General features: G+C 42.8%; 21 protein-coding genes and 1 pseudogene. 5 read left to right on the top strand and 17 right to left on the bottom strand.

Annotated elements, in window-relative coordinates; translation table 11 throughout:
- The 3 genes from BFI01S_RS12050 to BFI01S_RS12035 all read left to right on the top strand — a co-directional run.
- Positions 1-895 (top strand): DUF1672 family protein (locus BFI01S_RS12050; protein WP_082804519.1); only part of this gene is annotated, 895 nt, incomplete at its 5' end.
- Positions 896-1,783: 888 nt separating this feature from the next.
- Complete coding sequence (locus tag BFI01S_RS12040; protein ID WP_235831165.1) at positions 1,784-2,656, top strand: DUF1672 family protein; 873 nt, start codon at positions 1,784-1,786, stop codon at positions 2,654-2,656.
- Positions 2,657-2,669: 13 nt separating this feature from the next.
- Positions 2,670-4,784 carry an SA1320 family protein gene (locus BFI01S_RS12035; protein WP_061792843.1) on the top strand — a complete coding sequence of 705 codons (2,115 nt, stop codon included), beginning with the start codon at positions 2,670-2,672 and terminating at the stop codon, positions 4,782-4,784.
- Between the two features lie 266 nt (positions 4,785-5,050).
- Here the strand turns inward: BFI01S_RS12035 and BFI01S_RS12030 are convergent, their stop codons facing one another.
- The 6 genes from BFI01S_RS12030 to BFI01S_RS12005 form a co-directional block, all read right to left on the bottom strand.
- Positions 5,051-5,548, bottom strand: a complete 498-nt coding sequence (locus tag BFI01S_RS12030) for a hypothetical protein (RefSeq protein ID WP_061792842.1) — start codon at positions 5,546-5,548, stop codon at positions 5,051-5,053.
- 486 nt (positions 5,549-6,034) lie between these two features.
- Complete coding sequence (locus tag BFI01S_RS12025; protein WP_061792841.1) at positions 6,035-6,418, bottom strand: EMC3/TMCO1 family protein; 384 nt, start codon at positions 6,416-6,418, stop codon at positions 6,035-6,037.
- Between the two features lie 170 nt (positions 6,419-6,588).
- Positions 6,589-8,568, bottom strand: coding sequence for a bifunctional metallophosphatase/5'-nucleotidase (locus BFI01S_RS12020; RefSeq protein ID WP_061792840.1), 1,980 nt, complete (start codon positions 8,566-8,568; stop codon positions 6,589-6,591).
- A gap of 69 nt (positions 8,569-8,637) precedes the next feature.
- On the bottom strand, positions 8,638-11,418 hold the full coding sequence (locus BFI01S_RS12015; RefSeq protein WP_061792839.1) for a DUF8508 domain-containing protein: 2,781 nt from the start codon (positions 11,416-11,418) through the stop codon (positions 8,638-8,640).
- 261 nt (positions 11,419-11,679) lie between these two features.
- Positions 11,680-11,889, bottom strand: a complete 210-nt coding sequence (locus tag BFI01S_RS23755) for a hypothetical protein (protein ID WP_061792838.1) — start codon at positions 11,887-11,889, stop codon at positions 11,680-11,682.
- A gap of 47 nt (positions 11,890-11,936) precedes the next feature.
- Positions 11,937-13,241 carry a PD-(D/E)XK nuclease family protein gene (locus BFI01S_RS12005; RefSeq protein WP_061792837.1) on the bottom strand — a complete coding sequence of 435 codons (1,305 nt, stop codon included), beginning with the start codon at positions 13,239-13,241 and terminating at the stop codon, positions 11,937-11,939.
- Positions 13,242-13,396: 155 nt separating this feature from the next.
- Between BFI01S_RS12005 and BFI01S_RS12000 the strand changes: the two genes are divergently transcribed.
- Complete coding sequence (locus tag BFI01S_RS12000) at positions 13,397-14,323, top strand: hypothetical protein (RefSeq protein WP_061792836.1); 927 nt, start codon at positions 13,397-13,399, stop codon at positions 14,321-14,323.
- A gap of 167 nt (positions 14,324-14,490) precedes the next feature.
- On the opposite strand, the gene BFI01S_RS11995 is transcribed toward BFI01S_RS12000, so the two are convergent.
- From BFI01S_RS11995 to yhfZ, 11 genes and pseudogenes are all read right to left on the bottom strand, one after another.
- On the bottom strand, positions 14,491-15,057 hold the full coding sequence (locus tag BFI01S_RS11995; RefSeq protein WP_061792835.1) for a LysM peptidoglycan-binding domain-containing protein: 567 nt from the start codon (positions 15,055-15,057) through the stop codon (positions 14,491-14,493).
- Between the two features lie 348 nt (positions 15,058-15,405).
- Positions 15,406-16,173 (bottom strand): transposase, encoded by a 768-nt coding sequence (locus BFI01S_RS11990; protein ID WP_061792834.1) that lies wholly within the window; start codon positions 16,171-16,173, stop codon positions 15,406-15,408.
- A 15-nt stretch (positions 16,174-16,188) separates the two neighbouring features.
- Positions 16,189-17,724 (bottom strand): YifB family Mg chelatase-like AAA ATPase, encoded by a 1,536-nt coding sequence (locus BFI01S_RS11985; RefSeq protein WP_061792833.1) that lies wholly within the window; start codon positions 17,722-17,724, stop codon positions 16,189-16,191.
- Between the two features lie 239 nt (positions 17,725-17,963).
- Positions 17,964-19,157: a phosphopentomutase gene (locus BFI01S_RS11980; protein WP_061792832.1), complete on the bottom strand. Its 1,194-nt coding sequence runs from the start codon at positions 19,155-19,157 to the stop codon at positions 17,964-17,966.
- A gap of 2 nt (positions 19,158-19,159) precedes the next feature.
- The gene (locus BFI01S_RS11975; RefSeq protein ID WP_061792831.1) at positions 19,160-20,320 is read right to left on the bottom strand and encodes a YhfX family PLP-dependent enzyme; all 1,161 of its coding nucleotides are present in this window, start codon (positions 20,318-20,320) and stop codon (positions 19,160-19,162) included.
- 27 nt (positions 20,321-20,347) lie between these two features.
- A pseudogene (locus tag BFI01S_RS11970) lies at positions 20,348-21,255 on the bottom strand (aminotransferase class V-fold PLP-dependent enzyme).
- Positions 21,255-22,172: a phosphotriesterase family protein gene (locus tag BFI01S_RS11965; RefSeq protein ID WP_061792830.1), complete on the bottom strand. Its 918-nt coding sequence runs from the start codon at positions 22,170-22,172 to the stop codon at positions 21,255-21,257. Before BFI01S_RS11965 ends, BFI01S_RS11970 begins: the two are co-directional and overlap by 1 nt.
- A 28-nt stretch (positions 22,173-22,200) precedes the next feature.
- Positions 22,201-23,493 (bottom strand): YhfT family protein, encoded by a 1,293-nt coding sequence (locus BFI01S_RS11960; RefSeq protein ID WP_061792829.1) that lies wholly within the window; start codon positions 23,491-23,493, stop codon positions 22,201-22,203.
- A gap of 27 nt (positions 23,494-23,520) precedes the next feature.
- Positions 23,521-23,880, bottom strand: a complete 360-nt coding sequence (locus tag BFI01S_RS11955; RefSeq protein ID WP_061792828.1) for a DUF2620 domain-containing protein — start codon at positions 23,878-23,880, stop codon at positions 23,521-23,523.
- 1 nt (position 23,881) lies between these two features.
- Positions 23,882-24,256, bottom strand: a complete 375-nt coding sequence (locus BFI01S_RS11950; RefSeq protein WP_061792827.1) for a PRD domain-containing protein — start codon at positions 24,254-24,256, stop codon at positions 23,882-23,884.
- Positions 24,257-24,324: 68 nt separating this feature from the next.
- The gene (yhfZ, locus tag BFI01S_RS11945) at positions 24,325-25,257 is read right to left on the bottom strand and encodes a GntR family transcriptional regulator YhfZ (protein WP_061792826.1); all 933 of its coding nucleotides are present in this window, start codon (positions 25,255-25,257) and stop codon (positions 24,325-24,327) included.
- A gap of 197 nt (positions 25,258-25,454) precedes the next feature.
- Here yhfZ and BFI01S_RS11940 point away from each other — a divergent pair, with 197 nt between their 5' ends.
- Entirely contained in the window at positions 25,455-26,030 is a 576-nt protein-coding gene (locus BFI01S_RS11940) for a transposase (RefSeq protein WP_061792825.1), read from the top strand.
- The last annotated feature ends 82 nt before the right edge of the window (positions 26,031-26,112 follow it).

Raw genomic sequence — 26,112 nt, 5'->3', positions numbered from 1 at the left:
ACTCTGCATTGTTGGAATTTCATTGCTGCTTGGAGGGTGTTCTGGCGAAAGTGAAAAAGCAAAAGAAACACAGACTGCCCTCGATGACTCAATGGAGAGCGTACAAAAATATAATGGAGAAGGCTACGCATTGCCATATGGTAACACCACTGATAAAATCGCCGAAGCAAACCTGGATCAGATCGTGGATGCTGGAATAAAACTTTTTCAGGAAAACTACAAAATCAATGTAAAAGTACATAATGTAGTCGGTGCTCAAGATGGAGCAACTATCTTTGTGGAATCCGAAGGTGAACCGCATTTCTATACCTATGCTGTAGTACCAATCGATGAAAAAGAAAATAAAGTAATGACAGAAAAAGTCTGGGCGGATGAATTTCAAGTGGAAAACGCCATTAAAGGCGGATTGTACCACATGATTTTCAAAGAAGAGTTCAGTAAGCTCGATAACTACCTAGAGTCAGTAGCGGCTGATGGGCAAGTAACAGGTAAAACAAAAGTGGCCCTCCAAAATGTTGGCGGACAAGGTTTTATGACACCCTATTACTTTATTTCCATGACTAGTGAAGAGTTGGCTATAAAGCATGTCTATGACCTTTATAAAAATAACCCTCATGAAAGTATTGAAAATTTACGGAATGCATATGATAAAACCCAATTTGATCCCGAGAATTTCTATATAAATATTCAATATTTCATGGCTGACGAAGAAGCAGAACCAAACAAGGAAATATTTAATAGAGTCGTGAAAGAACTAGAAGAGATGAATTCAATTCCTAAAGGTTCTTACAGTGTTTTTCTTAATGATAACCTCATTGATAAACAGAGCGCAGATGGGACAAAGGATAACTCTTTGGAACGGTCTTTCCCTGACTATATTATAAAAGATTATTAAAGGTTGCTAAAGATATCTTGGAAGATAATGATAAACATTGCATCCATTGGCATGTGGTTATTAATTAGGAAGTCAATTAAACCGATTTGAGTGGCAGCTCGGTTTTCCTATTATATAGTGAATAATTTGCGGCGGCATTTAATAGTCTATTTGCATTTGATTGTTCTATTTGCAGGTTTCCGGCTCCTATTTGCAATCTCTTTGTTCTATTTGCAGGTTTCCGGTTCCTATTTGCAACCTCATTGGCTATTTGCAGGTTTCCAGTTCCTATTTGCAATCTCTTTGTTCTATTTGCAGGCTTCCGGCTCCTATTTGCAATTTGATTATTCTATTTGCAGGTTTTCAGCGGCTATTTGCAAATCAATTATTCTATTTGTAAATCCCCGCAACTATTTGCAGATTCCATAATTCTATTTGCATGTCCCCTTCTCTTTACTATACAAAAGTTCAATCAAACGTTTGATTAGATTTTTTCGGCCACCTTTTTTCCAAGCTTACCTCCAACGACTCTTTAAACATTCCACCTGGTGGCAGAATCCGGCATTTCCAGGATTCGTTCTTTCATAATTGTTCAAGCTTGCAAGAGGAAGCTTAATTTCATCCACAAACTGTACTCGCTCTTTTTTATGTTCTTAAAATTAGAAACAGTTTGAGCAACATAATTTTAGTACAATACTCCCTACCCCCTCTCTAACTATTTACCTATTTTTACCTAAAAAGTGTAATTTTCCACGTTAAAACTGTAAAAATATAACTTCATCGGCTAAAATAGGGGGTATACTCTGAATGGCATATTCCTTTAGGGAGGACATGTAAATAATGCACAAGAAAACAAAAATTTTACTCTGCAGTGTTGGAATATCATTAATGCTTGGAGGATGTTCTGGTATGAATAGTACGAATAACAATCAAGACAGTGAAAAAGCAAAAGAAACACAGGCTGCCGCCTCTGGAGAAACAATGGTAAGTGTCCAGGATTATACCGGGGAAGGCTATGCCCTTCCATATGGAAAAGAAACGGATAAAATCGCTGATGATCATCTTGCTCAGATAGAGGAAGCTGCCATCAATTTTTTTAAGGAGAAATATAAGACCGATGTAACGGTGCATAATGTGGTTGGAGCTAAGGATGGGGCTACTGTGTTTGTGGAATCAAAAGGTGAGCCGCATTTCTACACCTATGCTGTAGTACCAATAGATGAACTGGAAAAGAAAGTAATGACGGAAAAGATATGGGCGGACGAATTCCAGGTGGAGAATGCCATTAAAGGCGGGTTGTATCACATGATCTTTAATGAAGAGTTCAAGCAGCTCGACGAATATCTTGAGACTCTTGCAGCAGAAGGTCAGGTGACCGGAAAAACAAAGGATGCCCTCCAAAATGTGGGCGGACATGGATATATGACTCCCTATTATTTTTTAGCATTAACAAGTAAAGAAGAGGCTATTAAACCAGTCTATGACCTTTATATTAGTAATCCTGAGGAAAGTGCGAAAAATTTGAGGACTGCCTATGAAGAAGGCTCGTTTAATCCTGAAAACTTCAAAATCAATATTCAGTTATTCATGGCTGACAAGCAGGCAGAGCCAAGTGAAGAGATATTCAATCAAGTTACGGAAGAACTGGAAGAAATGAACTCAATACCTAAGGGCACCTACAGCTTCTCTCTCAATGATAACTTCATTGATAAACAGAGTTCGGAAGGTTCTAAAGAAAACTCTTTAAAACGCGGATTCCCGGATTACATTATTAAGGACTAAAGCAGGTGAATATATGGATAACCTAAAGGGTTCACCAACTATTAATACGGATATAGCAGCAACTAATGATAAAGATTTAGTGGAACTGGCCGGCCTTCATGCCTATACCTATCCGCTATTTGAATCAGTTCTGCAGGTAAATAATACAGACTATACAGTTATCGATACCCGTTATGAAGACCCAACTGGACTTGATGCAATGACAGTCGTAAATATGGAGACAGAGCAAATATCCATTATTTATGTCGGCACTGATGGAAGCGGAAAATATGGCAAGAAGGATATTCTGACAGATGCACAGCTTTTAAGTGACCTTACTCCTGCCCAGCTGAGCGCAGCAAGAAGTTATTATACTGAAATGAACCAAAAGTTTAACCAGGTTGGCGGCGTCCAATCAATCGCAGGAAATTCTCTCGGAGGCGGCCTGGTCGGTGCAGTAGCCATTGAAAATCCAGAGGTTAAGGCCGTAACACTGAACCCTGCTCTCCTTCCCGAGGGAATGATGGCCCCTGATAAAACCTATGACAACATCACAAATTACTTCAGCAGCTACGATGTGCTGACTCAGACTTTGATTGCATTGGATCTGCATGGCAGGATTCCAGGAAAACAGTATGAAATCTTTAACGGCATTCCTGGATTTACGAAATTGGGAACCAACCATACAGGTTATCTGAGAGAGAAAGATGGCCGTCAATATTATGTTATTGGTGAAGTCGGCAAGCCAGGCTATGGCAAAATCTATGTAGATGCAGACGCCCATATCGTATCCAGCATCTGGACGGGAGTACCACTATATGGCGGGCGCTCAGAACGCATTGAGATTAACAAGGAAAACCTGGATCTGCTTGCTTCATCCCTCCAAAGCCATGTGATGGAGAGACTGAACCTTGCTCACAACTACCTCGGCAATTCGGTTGCCATTGTAGATGATGAAGCCAGCCGTTATTATGAACGGCTTAGCCGCCTGCAGAAGATTTTCGAAGAGATGTTTGAAAATCTGATCAGTGAGCCTCTGTTTATGGGGATTACCTCCATCAGCAATCGATTAACGGCCGAAATTGATCATTTGGTATCTTTGTTAAATGTGGCGGAAAGTCATGCTAAATCTCTGAACTATATACTGAATTCCCCGCCTGCTGAGCTGCTTGAACATATTTTCCGGACGAACGTCAATGTGGAAGGCATCTTTAATGAAAGCCGCGGCTTTTTGTATGATTTGAAAGCAGATGTTCAGGACCTTTCCAAAAGCCTTATCCGAATCATCTCCAATAAAATTCCGGAGCTGTTTGAGGGCGGGAAGGAACTCTGGTATGATGCTGTAGTCAGTGAGTTAAAAGCCCATTATGGGATCGTGAACAATAACAGGGATAAGCTTCTTTCGCATATCGGGGAATATCAGAAACAAGTTCAAGATGTTGCCTCGAACTTTCATGACCGGGACCATTCCCTTGGACAGTCGATTAGAAGCAAATCCACCCATTCCAATTCTATATCCGTGCAGGGAACGTACACGTATAAGCTGGAAGATTCCCCATATATGGAGCTGAGGATGAAGATTAAGGAATTCCAGATGGATACGTCTTATTCTGCCTTCACTGCCTCAACCCAGGCACTTCTCATGCCTATATTGCATAAGGGCTGGGTGATTACCCTGAACATTGAAAATGCACTTGAACTCCTGTCGAGCACTATCAAAGGCGCAACCAAATTCGCCTTGGACTACACCATCCCCGGCAAGTTATTCGGCCTGTTTTCGGACTTTGACGATAAAATCCGAAACAGCGTCAATAACGCGCTGGAGCCTTTGGATGAGTTTGCCGGCACGATTGAAGGCATCAGAAAAGGTTTAGACCGATTAATGGCGGAGTACCCTACTCTATTGGAGAATTTCAGGCCTTATGTCGAAACCGCATTATTCAATAACAGCGGTTACTATAATGTCCACCTCTATAACCTTGCATCTATTGCTATTTTAAGAGAAATGGAAATGCTGTTTGATGATGTGGTGTATCAGCTTGGGAATCACAAAGCTGAAGCGATTGAGGCATTATGTGAGGTTTCGAAAAAAGTGAAGGGTAATATGGGGATATTGTATGAACAGGTGGATCGCGGGACGATAAATTAATAGGATTTAATAAACCGAGCTGAGTGGCGGCTCGGTTTTCCTTTTATATAGGAATCAATTTGCGGAATTTGATAGTCTATTTGCAGAATTTAATTGTCTATTTGCAATTTGATTGGTCTATTTGCAGGTTTCAGGCGGCTATTTGCAATTTGATTGATTTATTTGCAGGTTTAATAACTCTATTTGCAAGTTCACCACCATACAGCCCAAACCCTGCTCTTTATGCAGCCGCTGGTACGTGTCCCATACAGAAACTTTGGATTGAATTATTCTGCTTTTTCCAGATGCTCCCCTAACAGCTCTCTAATAAACTCATTCAGTTCCTTATTTTTCTGCTCCTTCAGCCATTCCACCTGATTAATGGGCAGATTTAATTTAAGTGTGATTTTTTCATTTGGCATCTCGACTTTTCGAATCTCTTCCAGGGTAATGCCAGCTTCAATATCGGGAAAATCCGGAGCATCCTCTCTTATTCTTAAGAGCCCTTCATAAGACTCTTCCGGATCTATTTCGCAAAATAAGCTCAGCCGGGGCAGCTTCCCTGGCACAGCCTTTAGAAACATAAAGGAGCTTATCTGCCTGCCGTCCTCCAATTCAACTTCTGTGATCAGACTGTCCCTGTCCTGATATTTTCTTAGAGTAACTTCGCTAACAATCATGTCTACTTCCAGTGTACTTCCGGATGACGATTCAAAAATATAGATGGCACTGTTAAACACATATATTTCTTCTCCATCAAGATTTATAAACTTTATAGCAGACATCCTTGTTCCTCCCATATTCCATAAAAGCTGCATCACTATGGCATTGGCTTGGCATAATTTAATAAAGAGCACATCTGCTGAGTCTAATCTCCACATTTGCTTCAATAGGATCAGCATTCAATGTAAATCTATAAATATAATGTAACATACGAATGCACAGCCCACTATATATACGTTCCCCTTACATGTTATAAAATTCGGAGCAAGACTTTGCTAAAGAAAATTCAGGAGTAGCTCTGAGAACCAGGGGGATGGCTCTCTTCTTTCAGTCATTTTCAATATTTCTTAAACAAAGAAAAACACTCTAGATGCTGGCATCTACAGTGCTTTACCTTATGTTTGAAATTGTTTGTGGGGTGTTTAGCAACCAAGTTATAAGAGAGCATTAACCAAAGAAGATAAAAAGAGGGGAAAATATAAACTTTGCCGTGTAAATGATCTGTTAAATTACACGTTGGGTTTTTCATTTCAAAGGAGTTTAATTTCTCAACTAAGCTGTCTTTTGATATTGCCGATATCTCTTTCATTTCTTGCGGTTTTCTCCCATATAAAATCCTGGTCTCTTTCAAGGATTTTAAAGTGCTCTAAGATCTCATGATGACGCTGATCACTTTTAGTTTCCAGTTCCTTTAGCTTGTTTTGAACCTCTTTGAGTTCCCCCTGCATACTCTGCTGGGTGTACTTCATTCCTTGCTGCTCTATTTTCATTTCTAGTTGTTCTTTTTTCATTTCCTGTTGTTCTTTTTTCATTTCCTGTTGTTCTTTTTTCATCTCTTGCTGTTCTTTTTTCATTTCCTGCATATCAGATTGAAGACTGCCAACCATTTTTATTAATTGGGCAAGCATACTTTCCATTTTTGATTCGTTCATTGTTCACACCTCCTCTTTTAATAGTATATAACAAATTCCTTAAGATAAATGTGACAATTTCTTTAGAACATGGGGACGGTTCAGCCGTCCTCATGCTTTTCACAATTATTATACAACAGTAAAAATACCGGCCCACAGGGCCGGCAGATAGTATACATTCAAATTAATGCTTATTTAATAGTAAGCTTTTTAATATTCTCTGCTCCTCGAAGCTCCACTAAATCACTTTTCTCAATAATGACCTCTTTCACTTCTGCACCGCTAAAGTCTACGATGATCGGCTCTTTCTTAGGTGTTACACGGACACTCACATTTTTAAGGCCATCACCCTGCAGTACAGCAGAATTTTTGAGCCAGATGCCATTTTTGATTTCTGCGGATTTTTCTACATTAATAAAGGAAACTTTGTTCACTACCAGTTTCTTCTTTTTATCATCAGTAAGATTATATTCCTTTTCAAAATCCAGCTCTGTTACTGGAGGAAGGCTGTCAACGTCTATGATACGCCCTTCCACCGCCGGTTTGATGGTGCCCAGGCTGGATAGGTGATCTGCGAAGTTTTCCCAATCAGAAAGTCCAAGATCTGTTACTCTGCCCTCCTGGTAAGCTTTTGCGAAGACTGTATATCCATCTCCACCTTTAGCTGTAAAAGCATTCGTAGCGATTGTGTAGGTTTGATTGTCCTGGATTTCAGTGTAAGTGCCCTGTTCATTTTTATATTCAATCGAAACAATCCGCTCGCCGGCAGGTTTAGTGGAATCGAATTTTACTTTTGCACCGGACACGTGCAGGAAGCCGCCATTTTCTGCAGGATATTGTCCTACGCTGATTTCAAAGGCCTCTTTTAATTCAGCTCCCGTTACCTCCATAGTGGCTAATGTATTGCCAAATGGAAGAACAGTGATTACTTCGCCAACTGTGATTGGCCCTGCGTCAATTCCTGCACGAATGCCGCCTCCATTTTGGAGAGCCATGATGACATTGCTGTTATACTCCTTTGCTTTTGCCAGCATGCCGTCTGTAATCAGGTTGCCCAGCGCTGTTTCATTTTTCCGTACACTTGGCTCTGTGCTGTCTCCGCTTGTCCGCGGATTCTCAAGGGCAGCCAGCGTTTCTGCTCCAATTTCCGTGTTCTTTAATTCTTCTATCTGTGAGGAGTACTTTTCAAGCAGCACCGCTGCCTCAGGGTCCTCTGCTTTATCTGCTATTTTAATAAGCTCTCCAGCATGCCCGACTACTTTTCCTGCCTCGTCAAATTGTACATCCAGCGTTCCGAGGTAATTATTGTACTGGCCGGCTTGTACGATAACAGTAGGATCCTTTGCCGCTCCTATTTCGTCAGCTGCCACAACCACTGGAGCATTTAATTGCGTATGGCTGTGTCCGCCTACAATCACATCAATTCCATCTACTTGAGCAGCCAGGTTTAAATCATTATCCACATCTGGGTTATCATCATAGCCAATATGAGTTATAGCCACTATTTTATTAATACCCATGCCCTCGAAAGCTTTTACTGCTTTTTCTGCTTCTTCAAGATAATCTTCAAATGCAACATTACCCGGACTGGAAATGCTGGCTGTTTCAGCTGTAGTTAATCCAAAGAATCCTACTTTCTCTCCATTAACTTCTTTAATGATGCCATTATATATTTTTCCATCAGCAGGTTCGCTCGATATAAGATCACTGAACAATCCCTGCAGGTTGGCATCCTCAGAAAAATCTACGTTTGAACTGACAAATGGGAATTGTGCACCTTTTACAAAGTCAGCCAGTGCTTTATGTCCTTCCGCACTTGAACCTAAGTCGAACTCATGATTTCCGAAAGTCATAATGTCATAGCCCATGAGATTCATAAATTCAAGGTCTGCTTGTCCAAGGAATTTATTAAAATATAAAGTTCCGGAAAAAACATCTCCTGCATCAACTAGCAGGGCATCCGGCTTTGCTTCTCTTACTTCCTTTACCGCCGTCACTTTCTTTGCGGCGCTGTCCATATTTGCGTGCGAGTCATTGGTATGCATTAACGAAAGCGTGAAATCTGAAGCTGAAGTCTCATTTGCTGAAACCAGGCCTGCCGGAACGGCTGCCGAGATGGTTAATGCTGCTGATAAGGCTGCTGCAGATAATACTTTAATGGGTAATTTCATAAAAAATGCTCCTTTCAATTTTTACTCAAAGGGGTTGAAAGCCAGAGTTCTGCACTCCGGCTTCAACTGTTATGCCGCTTCCTCTTCCTCATAAGGAGACTCCATTAACTCCCCATCCGAATTTTTGAAAATGATGTGAGATGGATCCGCTTTTTTCCCAAGTGTCCATTTCTGCACATTTTCAGCACCGCGGATTTCGACGACTTTGTCACTTTCGATCATGACTTCTTTAATTTCTGATCCTGTTAGATCCACAACTGCCCCTTTGTTGGCGGAGCTGATGACCACTTTTGTATGTTTCAGGCCTTCGCCTTTAACGGCAGCTGATTTCTTCAGCCATAGACCCTGCGTGAGGCTGGAGGTGCCATCCATCATAACTAATGCATTATGTGGTCCTACTACGAATTTCTTCGCATGGTAGTTTACCAGATTGAAAACATGATCATATTTAGGCTCTTCCGGTTTTGCTGCCGGCTTTAAGCTTGTCTGAATCAGGACAGGGTCATGGTCACTTGCACGGCCGTGCTCTTCCATGAAGCCCGAGTTAATATGAAGAATATCTACTTCTGTTTTCTTTGCCAGGTTGTTGGATACTAAAATATGATCGAGCACCTGTGCATTTCCCTGGTACGTATAGGTGTATCGCTCTTCTGCCGGAACTTTTTCAATCATATTAGTCAGTTCTTCGCCCTTTAGTGCCTGTAAAGGATTGGAGAACTCAAAATCGTTAAAGTCGCCAAGCAGGACAATATTGGCATCAGGGTCTTCTGCTTTGATATCCTTTACAAAACCGTTCACAACGTTAGCGATTTTCATGCGCTGGATTTCACTGTTTAAGACTGGTGGTTGCTCTTTTCCGAATAACGGAAGGTCTCCGCCTTTCGAGTTAAAATGGTTAGCTACGACAATAACGCTTTCGCCCTGGAATTCGAACTGGGCTGCCAATGCTTTGCGGCTATCTTCAAAGGCTTCGTTTGCTGGGTCAATACGCCCTGGGTTTAGCGTCAGTTTGCCGTTTTCGAAATCAACCGCATCTGTCGCAGATCCTTTTTCGCCTTGGGTTAGTGTTACTCTTTCAGCGTTATAAAGGAAGCCGACACGGATGTTTCCTCCAGGCTGGCCGCCATCTTGTTTATCTTCCGGTGCAATGTCTGTGTAAGTATAGGCTGGCCCGCCAAGTTCTTTAATTTTTTCAATTAATAATGCTGCACTTTGATCTGCTGCTGTTGTGCCGCTATCAGTTGGTCCGTCGTTATCCTGAACTTCAGTCAGGCCAATGATATCCGGCTGCTTCATTTTATCTGTGATTGCCTCTGCTAATCTCGTAACCTTTTCCGTATCTGTTTTTGTTGAGAAGTTTTCAACATTATAAGAAGCGATCGTTAGTTGATCCTCTTCCGGGACAAGGCTTGTTTCTTCTCTTGTCGCAGAGCCTTCCACGAATTCCGGTAGTGAGTCTGCATCACTTAATACTTTATAGTTACTGAAGCCGTAGCTGACAACACCCTGGATGCTGCCTTTGAAGCTGTCACCCATTTTGGCAACAAAATCTTCATCGTTAATATCAAGCGTGATTCTCTCCGGATTAAAATCGTTTTCTGAAATGCGCAGTCCGCCTGCCGTTGTGTTCGTATCCACATCTCCAGGAATAACTACAAGCTCGCCGTATTTTTGCGGGGCAACTACTTTAGCGTTGTCCACTTGAACCAGCATGCCTTCCAGGCTTTCGTAAAAATCGATTCCATCCTGCTCTGGATAAAATTCTGTTAATTCATCATTATCGATAATTTCAGTCGGAAGATTTTCTTTGTTAATAACCACCGGAGCAGGAAGTTCCTGACCGGAAGCAATGATCTCGATTGATGCCGCATTGATTTCTGTCACAGGAAGGTCTGTTTTCAGCTTGTCTGAATAGCCATCAAGCACCCACTCTTTAACCTGGCCTGAAGCGGATACCAGATCCCCAGCCGTTACACCGTGGCCTTTTTTATAAACCAAGATTCCTTCAGATGTATTTTCATCATCATCCGGCTGCTGATCTTGTATGTAGAAATTGCTGTTATCCACTACCTTAGTGACAATTCCTTCAACATCAGAAACCTGCTGGTTCGCATATTGGGAATATTGGCCTGCACCTTGAATATCATGAATGCGCAAATCTTCCAGCCCAATCATGTACTGAAATACAGATACCTTGCTGTCTGTTAAGCCGACTTTGACCGCTACCGCTTTAATCGTTGTCTCTTCATTAATAATGATCGGATCGGAATATATGGTGCTTTCAGCAGTCGGTTCTGACCCATCAACTGTATAATGGATTACAGCGCCATCAGTGGAGGTCGATAGTTCTACTGCTGTTCCAGCTTTAACAGGGCCCTCCTCAGGGGTAGCTGTAACCGCTGAAACCTGTGGTGCACCTGTATCTTCTACAAATGTGTAAGCTGTTGGACTTTTTAAACCAGGAACAGAAAAGTACGCTTCAAGAGAGCCTGTAATTTGGATCTTTTTCCTGAGGTGATCGGGGTTGTCCTTTAAATTCAGCTCTGTCCTGATGGAATTATTCGGCAATTGAACCGGCAGTATTTTACTGGGGTCTGTTTCACTTGGGGAATCGGCAATGGCCAAATTTGTATTCACAGAAAATGGGCCAGTATGGGTATATTTCGGTCCATTTGCGATCGTTCCCACAATATATCCTTCAACCGTTGCTGTTCCGTTATTATCCGCAATCGCTTCTGCCACAGACTTCACTTCTTCTGCACTCGCCGCGGCAAAGGGACTGAATAGACTAAGAATTAATGCAAAGATACTCATAAAGCTGATGAACTTTATGCGCTGCTTTTCTATCATGCGATCCTCTCCTATTTCCTTATTTTAAAGCGTTTACGCACACTACCATTCTAGTAAATCACTCTTCTTTTTAGCGTACAATCTGATATTTGTAAAAATTGAGTAAATAAGTAAAAACGGGAAAATAATCATATTTTATAATAAGGTATAAAGACCTTTAAGCGAACGGAACACCATTCTATTAGACCTATTCACTATGAACTTTGCTCAGACTCCATATTTTTAAGGAACAGCTGCCCGTTGATGAATTTGTTTGTTTACTTAAGTAGATCTGACCAATTCCTGGATAGGGATGGGCTTTTTATTATGGAATGGCGCGGGGAGAGAGATTCTCTTTTTGTGAATTGATGGGTCTATTTGCAGAAGTTCGGCGTCTATTTGCAGGATCTTTGGTTCTTTTTGCAAATTTGCTGTTCTATTTGCAAGTTTCCACCTGCTATTTGCAGCGTTCACAAATTCAGTTTCCTCCAAAAAAAAGAGAACCTCCATCAAAGGAGATTCTGCCAAACTTGGACATGTTAATATCTCTTTAATAGGTCAATGGTTCGTTTCGAATCAACAGTGCCGTCACTATTCAATTGAATGTAATCCAGCCGCTGTGCAATCGTCATAACCTTTCCAACCCGCGTTCTTGCAGGCTTATGCAGATTAAGGCCGTGTTTATCAGATTCAAGAAGAATCGCTTTCATGGCCTCTTTTCGGACACTGCGCTTATCTTCGCCTTCTTCAGGGCTAATTTTAACGCAAAGGCGCTGCTGTTCGAGCTGCAGGAAATACGGTTTATTGGCTGCAGATGCCCACCAGAATGCCCAAAACCCGCCAGCCGGATTTGAAACATAGCCCCAATCTCCGTTAATTTCTTTTTGCAGTTCCTGATAAAATCCCTGCCAGGCATAATGGTCCCATTCTGCTAAAGCCTTTGTTTTAAAAGATGCCACACTGTCTTCTATCTTTTGCAGATGGTTCAGATAATCAAGAAATAGCGGATTTTGCACACCATTTTCTTTCCCCTCCTGCAGAATCTTCAGCATCATGGTCCGTTTGAATGGTTTATAGCCTGCTTGATCAATGGATCGATAATGGCTTTGGTCAGCAATTTTATAATAGATCGGCAATTGGATCAGATGAGGATATTCGCTCTCAACCGACTTACGGTACCGATTAAGCTGATCGGAATGGTTTTTCGAAAATGTTTTATCCTCTATTAAAATAGCGTATGTATCATTAACGATCGTCAAAATGTCGAGAGATTTAAACTGGCGTTTGATCTCTATCGAATCAATCACCGGAGCTGTCAGCCCATGCAAATTAAAAATAGCCGCCAAAAACTGATTGGCAGCTTCATATAAGGAACAGTCCAGTGAGCGATATGGCGATTCACTCCAGGCCATAAGCCAGCACAAAAAAGCATCCTGTGAAAGCTCACTGGTGGCATAATCAAATATATTCGGCACATCCTTAAACGCTGCCCGGCTGTCACGGGCATTTTCAAGCAGCATCTCTACATCGTGATTTCCCATATAATCCTCCCAATATCCTCTTCCAAGGATAGATTGATAGTGCATTGGCGGCCAAATGATAGACTCTCCTATATCTAAAATTCTGCCTTGTTCATTAGGGTAAAGCAATAAAAGCCGATCGTCCCCCTGCCGTGCAATTACTGCGGGTATGTCTTCAATCCTCTTCACATAGCCACACTTCCCGCGGCACACATATGCGGGAAATCCATCAAGAATCACTCCGCCATCTTCTGTCTCTTCCAGGCTTTCCCATGCATCTTCTATAAGCGCACTTCCGCAGCGCGGACATTCCTTTGTCTTCACATTCATCTCCCCTTTGTCTTCTAAACGAATGAGCAGCGGAAAAAGAGCCAAAAATTTTTAGTGTTTTTAAAATGTATTATTTACCATTTACTATAGTATAATATCTTTAGGTAATTACGACTATATTCGTATTTTAATAGAGGAGCATCCAGACTATGGGGAAATTTGTTTTAATATTTTTATCATTTCTTGCTATTTTAGCAGGCTGTGAAAGCAAGCCGGCAGCCGATCCTGCAAAAAAAGAGATACTGGCAAATACTGAAAAGAGCTTAGCAAGTGCTCAGCAATCAGAAGAGAACCCTCAGCAGGAACAGGAAGAAACAGAAGAAGCTTTCGACTGGTCTGGAGAATGGGTATTCCTGAGCGATGACAACCTTGGAAACCTTAAGATCGAAAAAGTGGACGAAGAAACCATCCGCTACCATCTTGGCGGCTCTGTCATTAATCCAGTAAATGGGAGTTCCTACGCAAACGTGATGGAGGGCACGGGCATGATCAGCGGCAATACCATTACGTATACGAATGAACTTTCAGAAGACTGCGGCGGTACGATGGAGCGAAACGGGAACATCATTACTGTTACAGCGGCAAACGGTGCCTGCCATACGCCGCAAGTCTACCTGGATGGGGATTATATTAAGGCCGATAGCCTGAAAGAGCAGCCTCTTTTAGAGATTAAGAACGGTCAATTTTTAGTGCGGGGCATTTCAATGTGGGACACGCCATCGACTGTAAAAGAGATGCATGGAAACCCTGCATATGAAGGTCCGGATGAAGAAGGTTTTTATGAATGGATTCAGGATTATGAAGATAAGAAGCTGTTTGTCTCTTACAGCAACAATCAGCCAGACTCCGTTCACACAGAAGCACCTGCTGATGTTTTCATCCCTGAAGTGGAGAAGCTATCAGGGGAGCGCTATACAAGTGAAGACGCAAATTATATCTACCTTCCCGAAAAAGAACAGCTGTTAATTTACCAGACTAAAGCCGAAGACCCTTCTGTCATTACGTTATTCACAGCCTATGCTGACGGTAATTTCCATGCAGGTGTGGAAAATGGCTGGATTGTGAAAGAAGAGTAAAAAAAGGGGGCTGGCAGTCCTATTCGTTCTGGATTTTGACAAATGCCCGCCTCCATAAGCCTTAATGATAAAGCAAAAGCCCTTCCAGACGGAGGGGCTTTTAGCTGTTTTATCAACATCATGATGAATTAATTCATATATCTTTTTTGCTAGATTCTCTCACTCTATTATTTATATACTTTAATCGTAATTGTCTTGCTTCCCCACTGCAGTGCACGCTGTTTATTTGGAATGAAGACATCAATTTTGTTTCCTCTTACGGCAGAGCCTTTGTCCCCCGCAATTGCCTCTCCATATCCAGGCACATATACCTTTGATCCCAGTGGAATAACCTTCGGATCCACCGAAATAACCTTGGCGTTCGGGTTCTTTTTCAGATTGATTCCTGTATAGGTAATGCCGCTGCAGCCCTTGCAGCTGGCAGTATAGGCAGTCGCCTTCACTTTAATTTCTTTATAAGCTTTCGTTGATGCAGCCTTTACAGCTGTCTTTTTAGGTGCTGCAGCTTTTGCTGAAGCTCCAGTAACCTTTAGTACTTGCTTAGGTTTAATTGTATCTGAAGTTAATTTATTCCATGATTTAATCTGCTGTACAGTAACGTTATGTTTTTTAGAGATTGCCCAAAGCGTATCTCCCTTTTTTACTGTATACGTATTTCCTGCGGCTGAAGCGACATTGGAAAATCCAAACGATAGAAAAACAGTTGTGATTAGATAGATTACTAATTTCTTCATGATATCTCCTTTATGTCCCTTGATAGAAACATATTAACACCAGAAGATAACAGATAGATTTCAGTAAAACTCTTTTTTTGTTACAAATAAAATAGGTTTTAATAGTTTTGTAATATAAATTACCAGATTTTCATATGAATTTTCCAGCAGAACCAAATAAGGCACCTTTTCCCGCTTGTGCAGGTAAGGTGCCCCATGTTAATAGGCAAAATTGTGACTGCCGATTTGTTTAATGACTGTTCTAGTAAATATCCATTGATCTGTAAGGGACAAAGGGACAGGTCCCTTGTCCCGGATTAAATTTCTCTAATAAGAACTTAATCGGAGAGATGAAGAGGGTTATCTAGATCACTGCCTCACTCGATGAATAACACTTTTTGAAATCCCAGTAATCCTCGACAACTGCCTTAAAGATACACCATCCAATTCCTTTAATTTTGACAGGAAAATATCTCTGTCTCCTTTTTCCATCTGCTGCAGTACACTTGTATTTTCGAGCCCAATTTTACGGATTTGTTCCATTATTTCTGCGTCGCTCAATCTTTTTTTATTATTTAAATCTAAGCACCGGTCGTCATTACGCTGGCGGGAGTGTTCAATAAATCTTTTCATGGCTGTCCTTCTATCCAATGAAAAAAGATTTAAAGCCATTGCAGTATCTACCATCTCTTCTTTATGAATATACTCCCTTATGCTAGTCCACTGACTTCTCAATACGTCTTTTGTCAGACCTGCTTTTAAGGGGTTTTGGTGTATATATCTTAGAACTTTTAAGAAGACAGCTTGACTATCTATGATTTCACTTTTAAATCTCTCTTGAAACAAATGTCCGCATCGTTCATATTTCAAGTTGTACCAATAAACATAGCTTGAGCTGATTCTTTTAATTGACGTTGAAATGCTTTCTTCTTCAGATTCTTTAACAAGAAGGTGTATGTGGTTATCCATTAGACAATAGCCGTAAAGATGAAAATTTCCTTTGTTCTTATATTTACTCAGCACCTCTAAAAACTTTAGCCTATCCTCTTTTTCTTCAAAAATTGTTTGCCGATTGATCCCTCTCAGCATAATATGATAGATACCGCTGCTGCTTTTCTTCCTCGACACTCTAGGCATTAAACTCAACTCGTTTCACGTTTCAAGGCTTGTCTTTGCTTTGATTTCTTTTCCTTCAAAATTTCTTCTAAACTTTACAGCTTTCCAAATAGACTCGTCTGTGATACGGGTCTCACCAGCCAAGTCTGATATAGTTCGAGCCAGGCGGATAATTTTGATTTCTACCCTATTACTCCATTGGTGATTCATTGACATTTGCTTAATAAACTTACGCTGTTTTTCTGTTAGAAAACTTGTCCTAATAAGTGTTTCAAACGGAACAGTTGCATTTGTAGGCCCTTTATTCCTCTCAGTTTGAAGCTCGCGGGCGCGAATAACGCGACTGCGAATAATTTCAGAAGAATCTGTATCTCGATTCTTTAGCCCCAGATCTACTGGATTTAGAGAAAGCAGAATATCCATACGATCCAGAACAGGACCTGAAATCCGATTTATGTAGGATCGAATTTGTTTTTTGGTACAGGTGCAGTAATGTGATGGTGATCCAAGGTAGCCGCAAGGACAGGGGTTCATGGCTCCAATGAGAATAAAAGACGCCGGGTAAGTGACAGTAGAATGAACACGGCTAATCGTCACTTTACCTGTTTCGAGAGGCTGCCGAAGCATGTCTAATGTTTTTTTCGTAAACTCTGCCATTTCATCCAGGAAAAGGACACCATGATGAGCTAATGAAATTTCACCGGGTTTAGGATAAGATCCTCCTCCGATAATAGCAACGGAAGAAGCAGAATGGTGAGGATGACGGTATGGGGCATGTTCGGGGTTCAAAAGCTGCTCGTTTGCAAGCTGATATAAACTGATTACTTCTAATATGTTTTGTTTCGATAATGGCGGGAGAATAGAAGGAAAGGTTTCTGCGAGGAGGCTTTTTCCACAACCCGGAGGGCCGCTCATTAGTACATTATGACCGCCTGCTGCTGCAACTTCCAATGCGTACTTAGCATGTTCATGGCCAATTATTTGGGAGAAATTTTTCTGGTAAAGTGACCCGTTAAAAGAAGATTTAGCTTGCGGTTTCACTGAGGAGTGCGACACCAGACAATGTCCGCTTATAGAGGTTAATACGTCATGAATATGATGAACTATAGTACATTCCAGCCCTTCCAGCATATCAACAGGTATCAGTGGGTCGGGAGGAAGATAAACTTTCTTAAACCCTAACTTCTCTGCCGAAATTAAAGCCGGCAGCATTCCTTCCACTTTTTCGATCGTACCGTCCAATGATAATGCCCCTAAAAACAAAGTATCAGGTGAAATATCTGATTTTATTTCACCATATTCTTTTAAAATACCTATAGCCATTGCCAAATCGAACAATGGTCCGTTTTTCTTTTGTTCGGACGGTGATAGATTAATGACAATTCTCTGGTTTGGCCTTTTAGCATCCATGGTTCTTAAGGCAGAAAGAACACGCTCTTTTGATTCTTTAACAGAAACATCAGGAAGGCCAACAATGACCATTGATGGCAGGCCGGGTGAAATCTGCACTTCTACCTGTACCCGATAGCCTTCTAACCCTTTCAGGCCAATGCTTGAAATTTTTACAGTCAAAAGCATAACCTCCTATAATATTGACTAGTGAAAAATGTTTATGGAGAAAATGTTATTACTGAGCAGTTTTGATCGCAGAAAAATGGGGGAGTGCGGAAAAATCTCTAGCGTACTAATTTCGACAAATGTTGGAAGAAACCTGCTTTTTGTGAGATAGAAATTTTTAAAATATTATTTATGTTGAAGCTATCCCCCAGTTTTTAGGGAGGGACACTGTACCTGTCCCTTTGTCCCTTATCTTAATCTATCATTATCTTCAAAAAACTCTCGCCTTCCTCAGTCGCAGGCAGTCCGAAGAACTCGCTGAATGTCGCTCCAACGTCAGCCATCGAATTGCGTTTTCCGATGTTAACCGGTTTTATCCGCTTGCCCGCAGCGAGTATTGGAACGTATTCTCTCGTATGGTTGGAGTGTCCGATGGTCGGGTCATTGCCATGGTCAGCCATGATAATAATTAGATCCTCCTCTGCCATCTTGGGCAGGAATTCTGCGAGCCACTGGTCGGTTGTATTCAGCAGCCTCGCATACCATTCTGTATCTTCGGCATGGCCTGCCAAATCGGTCTCCTGTACATTTACCAGAAACGCAGCATCCTCTTTTTCTTCTAAATAACCATTCTCCAAAGCTTGTAATACTTTTTCAGTATCGACAATTGGTTCTGCAGGTCCTTCGCCATGTAGAACATCTGCCGTTTTGCCAATCCGATGGACTTTGAGGCCATGCCGGGCAGCGATCATCGGAAATTGTCCGTCTATGTTTACACCGTAGCCCATGTGATAGACTTCATAGCCTTTCCCGTACACCTTTGCCTTCGGGGCATCCACTCCCCACTGGCCGGGATTTTTTTCATGTACAACTGACAGGATATGTTCAATGGTTGTATAGGGTCCTCCAAACGCAATGACCCGGCTGGTGTCTACATTCTGGCGGACAATTTTCCCGACTTCCTTTAATTCCTGAAAAGGCATTTTATTAAAATCAGCGGTTAAATTGATGATGTTTCCCAGGGAGGACTCAAGATTATCCCCGATGACACAGGCACCATTTACTAATAGCACCGGCCGGTCATTCCATGGATATTCAACCCCATAGCCTGCTTCAGTTAATGCCTGCGCCAGGTCTGGATGAATATCTTTCATCAATCTTTTATTCGAGCGCTTCGGGCAGCTCCCGGCAATTTCCTGGTGCCCGAGGTACGTGTCTGCCCCGTGATGGGCCAATGCCGAGAAGCCGTAAGCATTGGCAGGGTCTTCCTTCCCATCCACAAGCGCCCCCAGCCCAAGCCTATATAGAGTTGGTATTTCTAAAAAATCAGCCGATTCCCTGATATGCTTATAGGTATTGGCCCTGCAGTCAGAAGGGCTGAACTCACCGCAATCCTCCATTGCGCCGATGCCAAAGCTGTCAATCACCAGCAGAATTGCTTTTGCCATCCTTACCACTTCCTCTCAAAGTGAACCAGTTCCGGCTTTCCTCTTTGAATTCCTTTTACCAGGGCAATATGGGCCCGTGTGACGAACACCTGGGTGCGAAAGGAGAAAACAGCTGTATCTCCTTCAGAAACCTGAAAGCCCTCCGGTTTCTCAATCGCACCATAGTAATCAATCGCTTCAGGAGCCGGTTCGATTGCTTTTACATACTGGTTCAATACTTCTTTTTCATCGCTTCCGACCAGGCACCCGGTTAAATGGGAGCGTCCGTAATAGCCGCCGCCAATGACGTAATAATGCTCCTGATCCTGGTGGGACACTTCCGTTACATATACAATGGCTGGTTTCTCAGGGAGATCCCGGTAAGCATGCAGCGGGGTCGTTCCGGTAAGGGCATGTCCCGGTTCTCCATGTGTTACACCCTGTTCTGCCAGGAAAGGTATGGTTTCACAGCTGGTCGCACTTGGGCCGTTTACCTGTTTTACTTTAATGCCCTTTTTCTCCAGAACCTCTTTTGCCTTTAAAAGGGTTATAAAGTTAGGAGTTGGCTCCATGCTTCTCCTGTCCCTAGATAGCTGAAAATTTGGGAAGGTCGTGACACCTGCTATGTTAATCCCAGGAAGTCCGGCCAGTTCGAGAAGCTCTTCATCCAGCTTTTCCAATCGAAAGCCTCCCTGCTGTCCGGGATAAATCATATCGCCTTGTGCATACACCCTGAGAAGTACATCCTGCACTGTTCCTGACTGAACAGCCGCATCAGAAAGCTGTCTGGCACGCGCAAGGGAAAATAGGGTAATGACCTCAGGATTCCATGACAGCACTTCCGGCCACTGATTTTTCCCGGGCTGGACCAGGTGGCCGACATTTCCTATTTCAACGCCGCCTTCTGCCAGTGTTTTGGCTTCGTCGAATTCAACAGCAACCGCCTTTTCGATGCCGTGCTCTGCAATAAACTGGCCTATAAACGGAAGCCTTCCAAGCTGCTTGCTCATGAAATATAGCGTGAAATCATGATTTTTCGCCGTTTTTGCCAGTGCTTCTACATTTTCTCCGAGTATATCGAGGTCAATTACGTACGTATTCGGGGGTATTTGCCCGCTTTGATGCAAGGTGACTCCTGATTGAATAAGCTTAGGATTTCTGCGCTTTGTTACATCTAAAAACATGGAAGTTCCCCCCTTTATTTACGGGTATCAACGATGCTGCACTTCTTTTGCAAGAGGTATCACTTTTTCCAGTATGCCGATGATCGTGTCCGCTCCTGATTTCATCGGATTGATGCGGAGTCCATAATCCTTCAGTTCGGGCTGTGCTTCCAAAAAGCTGCCGGAAACGCGGTAAATCATCGGAATGATTTCATATTTTGATTCCGCCCCAACCGGATGGGTGGCCACCCCATGCTCGTCACTGATGCTGATCACACGTTGGGCAATCGGATCCTCGAGCTCTACAATGACATTTTTGGATTGGGCATTCGTCATGTAGGCGGCGCGAATTCCGTTCACAGCGCCTTCATTCAGACGGCGGCAGAGCTCTTCCACCTGCTCGTTCTGAATAGCCAGCGATACAGGCGCGAAGGTCATCATTCTTAAAAGCTCCATGGCTTCGTAGCCCTGCACCTGGCCGCCGCCCGAGTAGTTATAGTGATGCACCCGTTCGATGGCGTCTTTTTTGCCGGCAATGACCGCAATTCCTTCCGGCCCGAGAAGCTTGAATCCGGAAAAGGTTGAGTAATCCGCCCCTAATTCCACGCCAATACCCTTTGTCTTCAATGCGCAATAATTGTCATCCACAACGATAGGAAGATCCGGGCGTTCTTCCTTCACTGCTTTGATGACTTCGGCCAATTGGTAATGATCTGCAGGCTGCTGGCGGGCATGCTGAATATAGAAAACTTTAGGACTTTGATTAGATACGTCTGTTCCGGACGCTTATATATTGGGGAAACTCCAAGGTCTCCCATCGAAAGAAATTGCCTGCCCTTGAAATGGCGGCTCATACAGTCAACCAGTTTGAATTGTTTTTCCTGTGCTTCCTGTATCGATAAGCTTGGCAAAACTGAATTTGCGTACTTTAATTGGGCTCGGTTGTATGTGGACACTATGATCGCTCCCTTATTGAAAAAGCTCTGGATGGATTAACGGTCAAAAATTGATGAAGGATGCTTTCCGGCACTCCGGATTTCTTCAATTTTGGAATAAACGTCTCAAGCACAAGACCGTAGCCCGGGCCTCCGTTCTTCTTCCAATGCGATTTGCGGGTTAAGTCAGCTGACAGAAGAATTTGCTTTTCATATCCGCGGTTTATAAAATCAATAAGAAAGTCAGCTCTTTCTTCATCGGGACGGTAATTATTTTTTCCGATTGTATCAAACGCGATATAGGCTCCTGTTTCCAAAACAGCCAGAACTTCCTCTTTATTCGGGTTGAGGTCCTGATGGCCAATGATGATCTGATCAGCTGGAAGACCATGCTTCGTCAGCAGCTCTACCTGCTCATAGCCCAATGTTCCGAGCGTTGTATGAGTGGTCACCGGAAGACCGGTTTCGACACCGGCCATAGCGGCACCAATTAGGAGCTCACGTTCGATTGGCTTCATTTCATTTTTGCTTGTGCCCACTTCCCCGATGACACCCGGGAGTATGCCCGTATCAGCAATCCCTTCCTTGGCTTCTTTTATAAAATGCTGTGCAAACTGCTCCGCTTTCCAGCCGTCTGCAAAATCCGGGATATAAGGATCCTTATAAAAGCCTGTGCATGTAATAAGGTGAACCCCGGTTGCCTCGCTCAGCCTTTTTAGCACAAGAGCATCCCGGCCCATGCCGTCATTCGTCACTTCCACCATTGACCTTCCGCCGAGACGATAGAAATCCTCCAGTTCCTCACGCATGCCCTGTTCATCATCCAGAATCGTATCCGGGTCTTTTTTTACTCTCGAAAGATCAATGGAAAGGTGCTCGTGAGCCGAGCAAATCCCCAATTCTTCCGGAGCAATTTTTCCAAGTACGGTTTGTATCATGGCTGTCCGCTCCGTTCTCTTTGTTTTTTTACTGAGGTATGTTCATGATGCCTAGTGCTACCAGGATATTGGCTATGATTCCGACTGCAATGGCACCCACTGGGCCGACCGCAATGCGGACAATCGGGCGTCCTGCCGCTTCATTCAGCAGATAGAATCCGGCAATAAAGAAGAATCCAAACCCTGGTGCAATTGCATTGGCAGCGTTCGCTCCACCGATTAATAGTGCTACTTCCAGAAGTTTGGTCATCGCACTGCGGATATTTTCCCCGGAATTACGGACACCGGGATATTTATCAAGGAATCTTGCAATTGAACTTAATAGCATAACTTCTATGAAAATAATAATGACACCCCCGATTAAGGCTACCCAAACATTCGGGGAGAAAAATCCGACGACGAAGATGAGTGTGAATCCGACCGGGCTGTATACACCTGTTGCGATCGCTGTACTGGCGACAAGCGGAATAAAGCCGAGCGCACGGGCAGCCGCAGCAATTCCAGCATCTGTTGCTTTGCCCTCTGCTAATAGATTTAGAGAAATCGGATCTCCTGCCATAATCCATAGATTCGTAGCAGCTGCAATAAGACCGCCAATGATCATAAAGAACACAACATTTTTTCTGATTTTAGCCACTTTATCACTGAATACAGCGGCCAGGTCGATGGATGAGCCTTCTTCAGCTTTTTCCTTCATGGCAAAAATAAGCAGGAAGATCATTCCTGTAATAAGGGCCATTCCTTCCTGGTTCAGTGTTACTGTCGTGCCTGAAATCGTCAGAACTCCGCTTTCATTCAGCCAGACAGCAAGCTGACGGATCAATGCGGAAACGATAAATGTTATGACCCCTTTTTTAACGCTGAATTGCATGGCAACCGCAAGTGCCGGGAATGCCATAAAGGTAACGACAACCGGTGTTCCAACCGCTCCCATAGCTTCAAGGAAATTAAGCGGCAGATAATCGAACAGCTTCACAAAGCCTTCGAGCCCGATTAACAGCCCTGCTCCATAAGCACCGCCAATCACCGCCGCAAGCGGTGTTCCCCATTTGTTTTTCGGCGTCAGCAATCCGATAATGTCTGTCCCCAGCAGGATACTGTGAACGAGTATGATACTCGCCGAGAGTGTAAAAGGGATTCCAAATCCGATTACCAGGCCGAAACTCATCGCAAAGGCAGTAAAGGCCAGGTCCCTTCTCGTCATCCGCCCTTCCACATGTTCGGAGACAATTGGACGGAGCCCATCATTAAAAACGGCAATATTCATATTGGCCAAAACAGCAGCAACGGCCCCGATCAGGATAATTAATGTCATTTCCATTTCTTTTTCCCCCTCAATTAAAATGGATTAGCTTTTATTCTTTAAAGCTTTGATAATCATAGGCACTGCGGCTTCTTTATGGTCAGCTGTAAAACCGAATGCTTTCTTCCCTTCGCTGACAGCGGTTACAATTTTCTCCTCAACAGGCTTTTTCCCCGGCATGGAAACTGTCTCGCAGTTTGGCTTGCCGAGAAGGGCGATCGCCATGGCTAAAGCACCGCCGCCGCCTGTGTGGCAGGCTCCTACATAATAATCTGCCTGTCCCGTCTTAACAGCCATCGCTGCTTCCAGATCGGATTTGACCATCGTTGTTATGCTGCTGTCAATCTCTTTTATTAAGCTCTCAATCTCTTTTTTATCCACCTGTCCGCCAACTACAATTTTCATCTTAATTTCCTCCTTTGTTGATTTGCAGTACATTTGTGTAATGTATAAGCAGAAAATCGATTTCCTCTTGGGGGAGCTGATTCTTCCATTGCTGCTGTACAAAATCGATTTCCTTCATTGCTGTGGATGCTTCCGGTGACTGTTTGACTTCATCCAGCAGGGCAGGATGAGGAGCCTCAACCTGTTCGCCATTTTCAATTCTCGTCAGAGCTGTCGGCAAATGGGTGAAAAGCATTTCCGCCCCTTCGATGGCATCCTTTTTCAAGTGTGACTGCAGGTGCATAAAAGCCAATGTCGTTATATCAGCGGCTTTTGTGCTGACAACAGACGAGCTTAATAGGATATCCATTCTTTCTTTGAGTTGGTTTATATCCATGGTTATAATCCCTCCAAAATACAGTATTTAGTATATTAATGCTGCTAAGAAACTAGAACTTTAGTTTCTTAATAGTGTGGATATTTTTTCCCTTCCTCTACCAGCCTTTGGACCTCTTCCACTTTATTGAACTGGAGGAGCTGGATTTGTTCTCTGATATTTGTTCTTTCACTTTCAATAACAATGGCTGCTGTGGTTGCTTTTATGGCCAGTTCCTTTGCCTTTTTCGACTTAAAATCAGAGGAAGCAAACGTTTTTAGTGCCCTCGCTTCATCTGCGTTCCAGACCGCTGCATCAATACTGCCGTTTTTCAGCATATTGAAAAGCTGCATATAGTCCACCTTTATCAATTCAACTTTGTGCTCTTCACATTCAAGGAGGGTGATATTGGCCTGGTCAGCGGATGAATAGTCAATTCCAATTTTCATGCCATCTGTAATCTTGCTGTTTTTGCTATCTGAAAAAAAGACTTTATGGGACGTGACATAGGTCTCCGGTCCAAGTGTATGAAGAATTTCCAGGCCATCAAACTCCTGTACGGCCTCTTCTGCCGCCAGCTGGGACATGATCGCAAAATCGTAGCGCCGGGTTTTTAATGATTCGATCCGCCTTCGGGCCCCTCTCATATAAGCGAGTCCAGACTTCTTGTTAATCTCCTCGAACCCTTCAACAATACCAGTCGCCAGTCCCTCATACTTGCGGGAATAAGGCAGCGGCATTACGCCCATCACCGGTCCGATGCCGGCAATCTCATACAGCAGGTTGATATCCCTCTTTTTCAGAAAAGTTCCCAGATGCCCTCTTGATTCAAGAGAGATGGCATGCAAATCCTCCAGCACTCTTAATGCCCCCTGCACAGTCCCGCGGCCCAGAGATAGCTTGTCTGTAAAATCACTTACCCGGGGGATTCTCTCTCCCTCCGAAAACTGAATGAGCTCCTTCGCAATAAACTTGGCAGCCAGCCCATTCTTTGAATATAAACTTTCCCAAATACGGCTCATATTGTAATACCTCTTTACTTTGATCAATATACGGAAAACTGTATATTACTAGTTTAGCTGGTATGGGTTGTTATTTCAAGAGTTTTCTAAAAACGGTGACAGGCACCACCCGAATTTTGTCGATTTAAAGGAATTCTCCCTCAAAGAAGAGAATAGATGATATTGATATAGAAATAAGTATGAAAGGAGAATATTGGATGACCCGCCCGAAAAGAATTTGGAGTCCTGACCATTACCACCATGTGGTCAGCCGAGGTAATTGGAGAGCTAACTTGTTTGAAGACGAATTAGATTTTACCTCTTTTTTGAATATCCTTCACTACACTCATCGTTCTGCCAGCCTCGAAATTGCAAGCTACTGTTTAATGTCAAACCACTACCATCTCATGATTAAAACTCGAGAATTATCTCTGTCAAAGGTAATGAGAAACATTAATAAAAACTATGCTGATTACTACAATAAAAAATATCAAGTACAGGGACATTTATTTGAGAAACGTTTCTATAGTAAGCCTATTTATGATCTTTATGGGCTGCTGGAGGTTAGCCGTTACATTCACTTAAATCCTGTTGAAGCTAGAATTACAGATTCTCCTCAAAACTACCGCTGGTCAAGCTTCCCCTTCTATTATTACTCACAGCCACAATCACCTGATTACCTTAACCTCAAGCCAATAACTGAACTTTTTTCTGGTGAAACCGAAAGTAAGCAAAAACAAAATTATTGCAGATGGATGGTAAATGACCTTAAGGTTGAACATCTCAATAAATAGTCTCTCACTATAGGAATAGTGATTAGTGGTCTATAAACTGGTACAGGTACCTGTCACCAGAAAAAGAGCTGCAATAAAAGCA

The sequence above is a fragment of the Cytobacillus firmus NBRC 15306 genome (assembly GCF_001591465.1).
GTDB lineage: Bacteria > Bacillota > Bacilli > Bacillales > Cytobacillaceae > Cytobacillus > Cytobacillus firmus.
The sequence above is the reverse complement of the archived record's forward strand: the minus strand, read 5'-3'. Positions and strand labels throughout refer to the sequence as shown.

What these genes read in the sequence shown, in the direction of transcription:
- BFI01S_RS11965 (WP_061792830.1), bottom strand. Translation starts at nt 22,172, where the DNA reads ATGATACAAACCGTACTTGGAAAAATTGCTCCGGAAGAATTGGGGATT.
- BFI01S_RS11940 (WP_061792825.1), top strand. Translation starts at nt 25,455, where the DNA reads ATGACCCGCCCGAAAAGAATTTGGAGTCCTGACCATTACCACCATGTG.
- BFI01S_RS11955 (WP_061792828.1), bottom strand. Translation starts at nt 23,880, where the DNA reads ATGAAAATTGTAGTTGGCGGACAGGTGGATAAAAAAGAGATTGAGAGC.
- BFI01S_RS11995 (WP_061792835.1), bottom strand. Translation starts at nt 15,057, where the DNA reads ATGAAGAAATTAGTAATCTATCTAATCACAACTGTTTTTCTATCGTTT.
- BFI01S_RS11960 (WP_061792829.1), bottom strand. Translation starts at nt 23,493, where the DNA reads ATGGAAATGACATTAATTATCCTGATCGGGGCCGTTGCTGCTGTTTTG.
- BFI01S_RS11950 (WP_061792827.1), bottom strand. Translation starts at nt 24,256, where the DNA reads ATGGATATAAACCAACTCAAAGAAAGAATGGATATCCTATTAAGCTCG.
- BFI01S_RS12020 (WP_061792840.1), bottom strand. Translation starts at nt 8,568, where the DNA reads ATGAAATTACCCATTAAAGTATTATCTGCAGCAGCCTTATCAGCAGCA.
- BFI01S_RS11980 (WP_061792832.1), bottom strand. Translation starts at nt 19,157, where the DNA reads ATGGCAAAAGCAATTCTGCTGGTGATTGACAGCTTTGGCATCGGCGCA.
- yhfZ (WP_061792826.1), bottom strand. Translation starts at nt 25,257, where the DNA reads ATGAGCCGTATTTGGGAAAGTTTATATTCAAAGAATGGGCTGGCTGCC.
- BFI01S_RS11990 (WP_061792834.1), bottom strand. Translation starts at nt 16,173, where the DNA reads ATGCCTAGAGTGTCGAGGAAGAAAAGCAGCAGCGGTATCTATCATATT.
- BFI01S_RS12015 (WP_061792839.1), bottom strand. Translation starts at nt 11,418, where the DNA reads ATGATAGAAAAGCAGCGCATAAAGTTCATCAGCTTTATGAGTATCTTT.
- BFI01S_RS12040 (WP_235831165.1), top strand. Translation starts at nt 1,784, where the DNA reads ATGAATAGTACGAATAACAATCAAGACAGTGAAAAAGCAAAAGAAACA.
- BFI01S_RS12035 (WP_061792843.1), top strand. Translation starts at nt 2,670, where the DNA reads ATGGATAACCTAAAGGGTTCACCAACTATTAATACGGATATAGCAGCA.
- BFI01S_RS12030 (WP_061792842.1), bottom strand. Translation starts at nt 5,548, where the DNA reads ATGTCTGCTATAAAGTTTATAAATCTTGATGGAGAAGAAATATATGTG.
- BFI01S_RS11975 (WP_061792831.1), bottom strand. Translation starts at nt 20,320, where the DNA reads ATGTTTTTAGATGTAACAAAGCGCAGAAATCCTAAGCTTATTCAATCA.
- BFI01S_RS12025 (WP_061792841.1), bottom strand. Translation starts at nt 6,418, where the DNA reads ATGAACGAATCAAAAATGGAAAGTATGCTTGCCCAATTAATAAAAATG.
- BFI01S_RS12000 (WP_061792836.1), top strand. Translation starts at nt 13,397, where the DNA reads ATGGGGAAATTTGTTTTAATATTTTTATCATTTCTTGCTATTTTAGCA.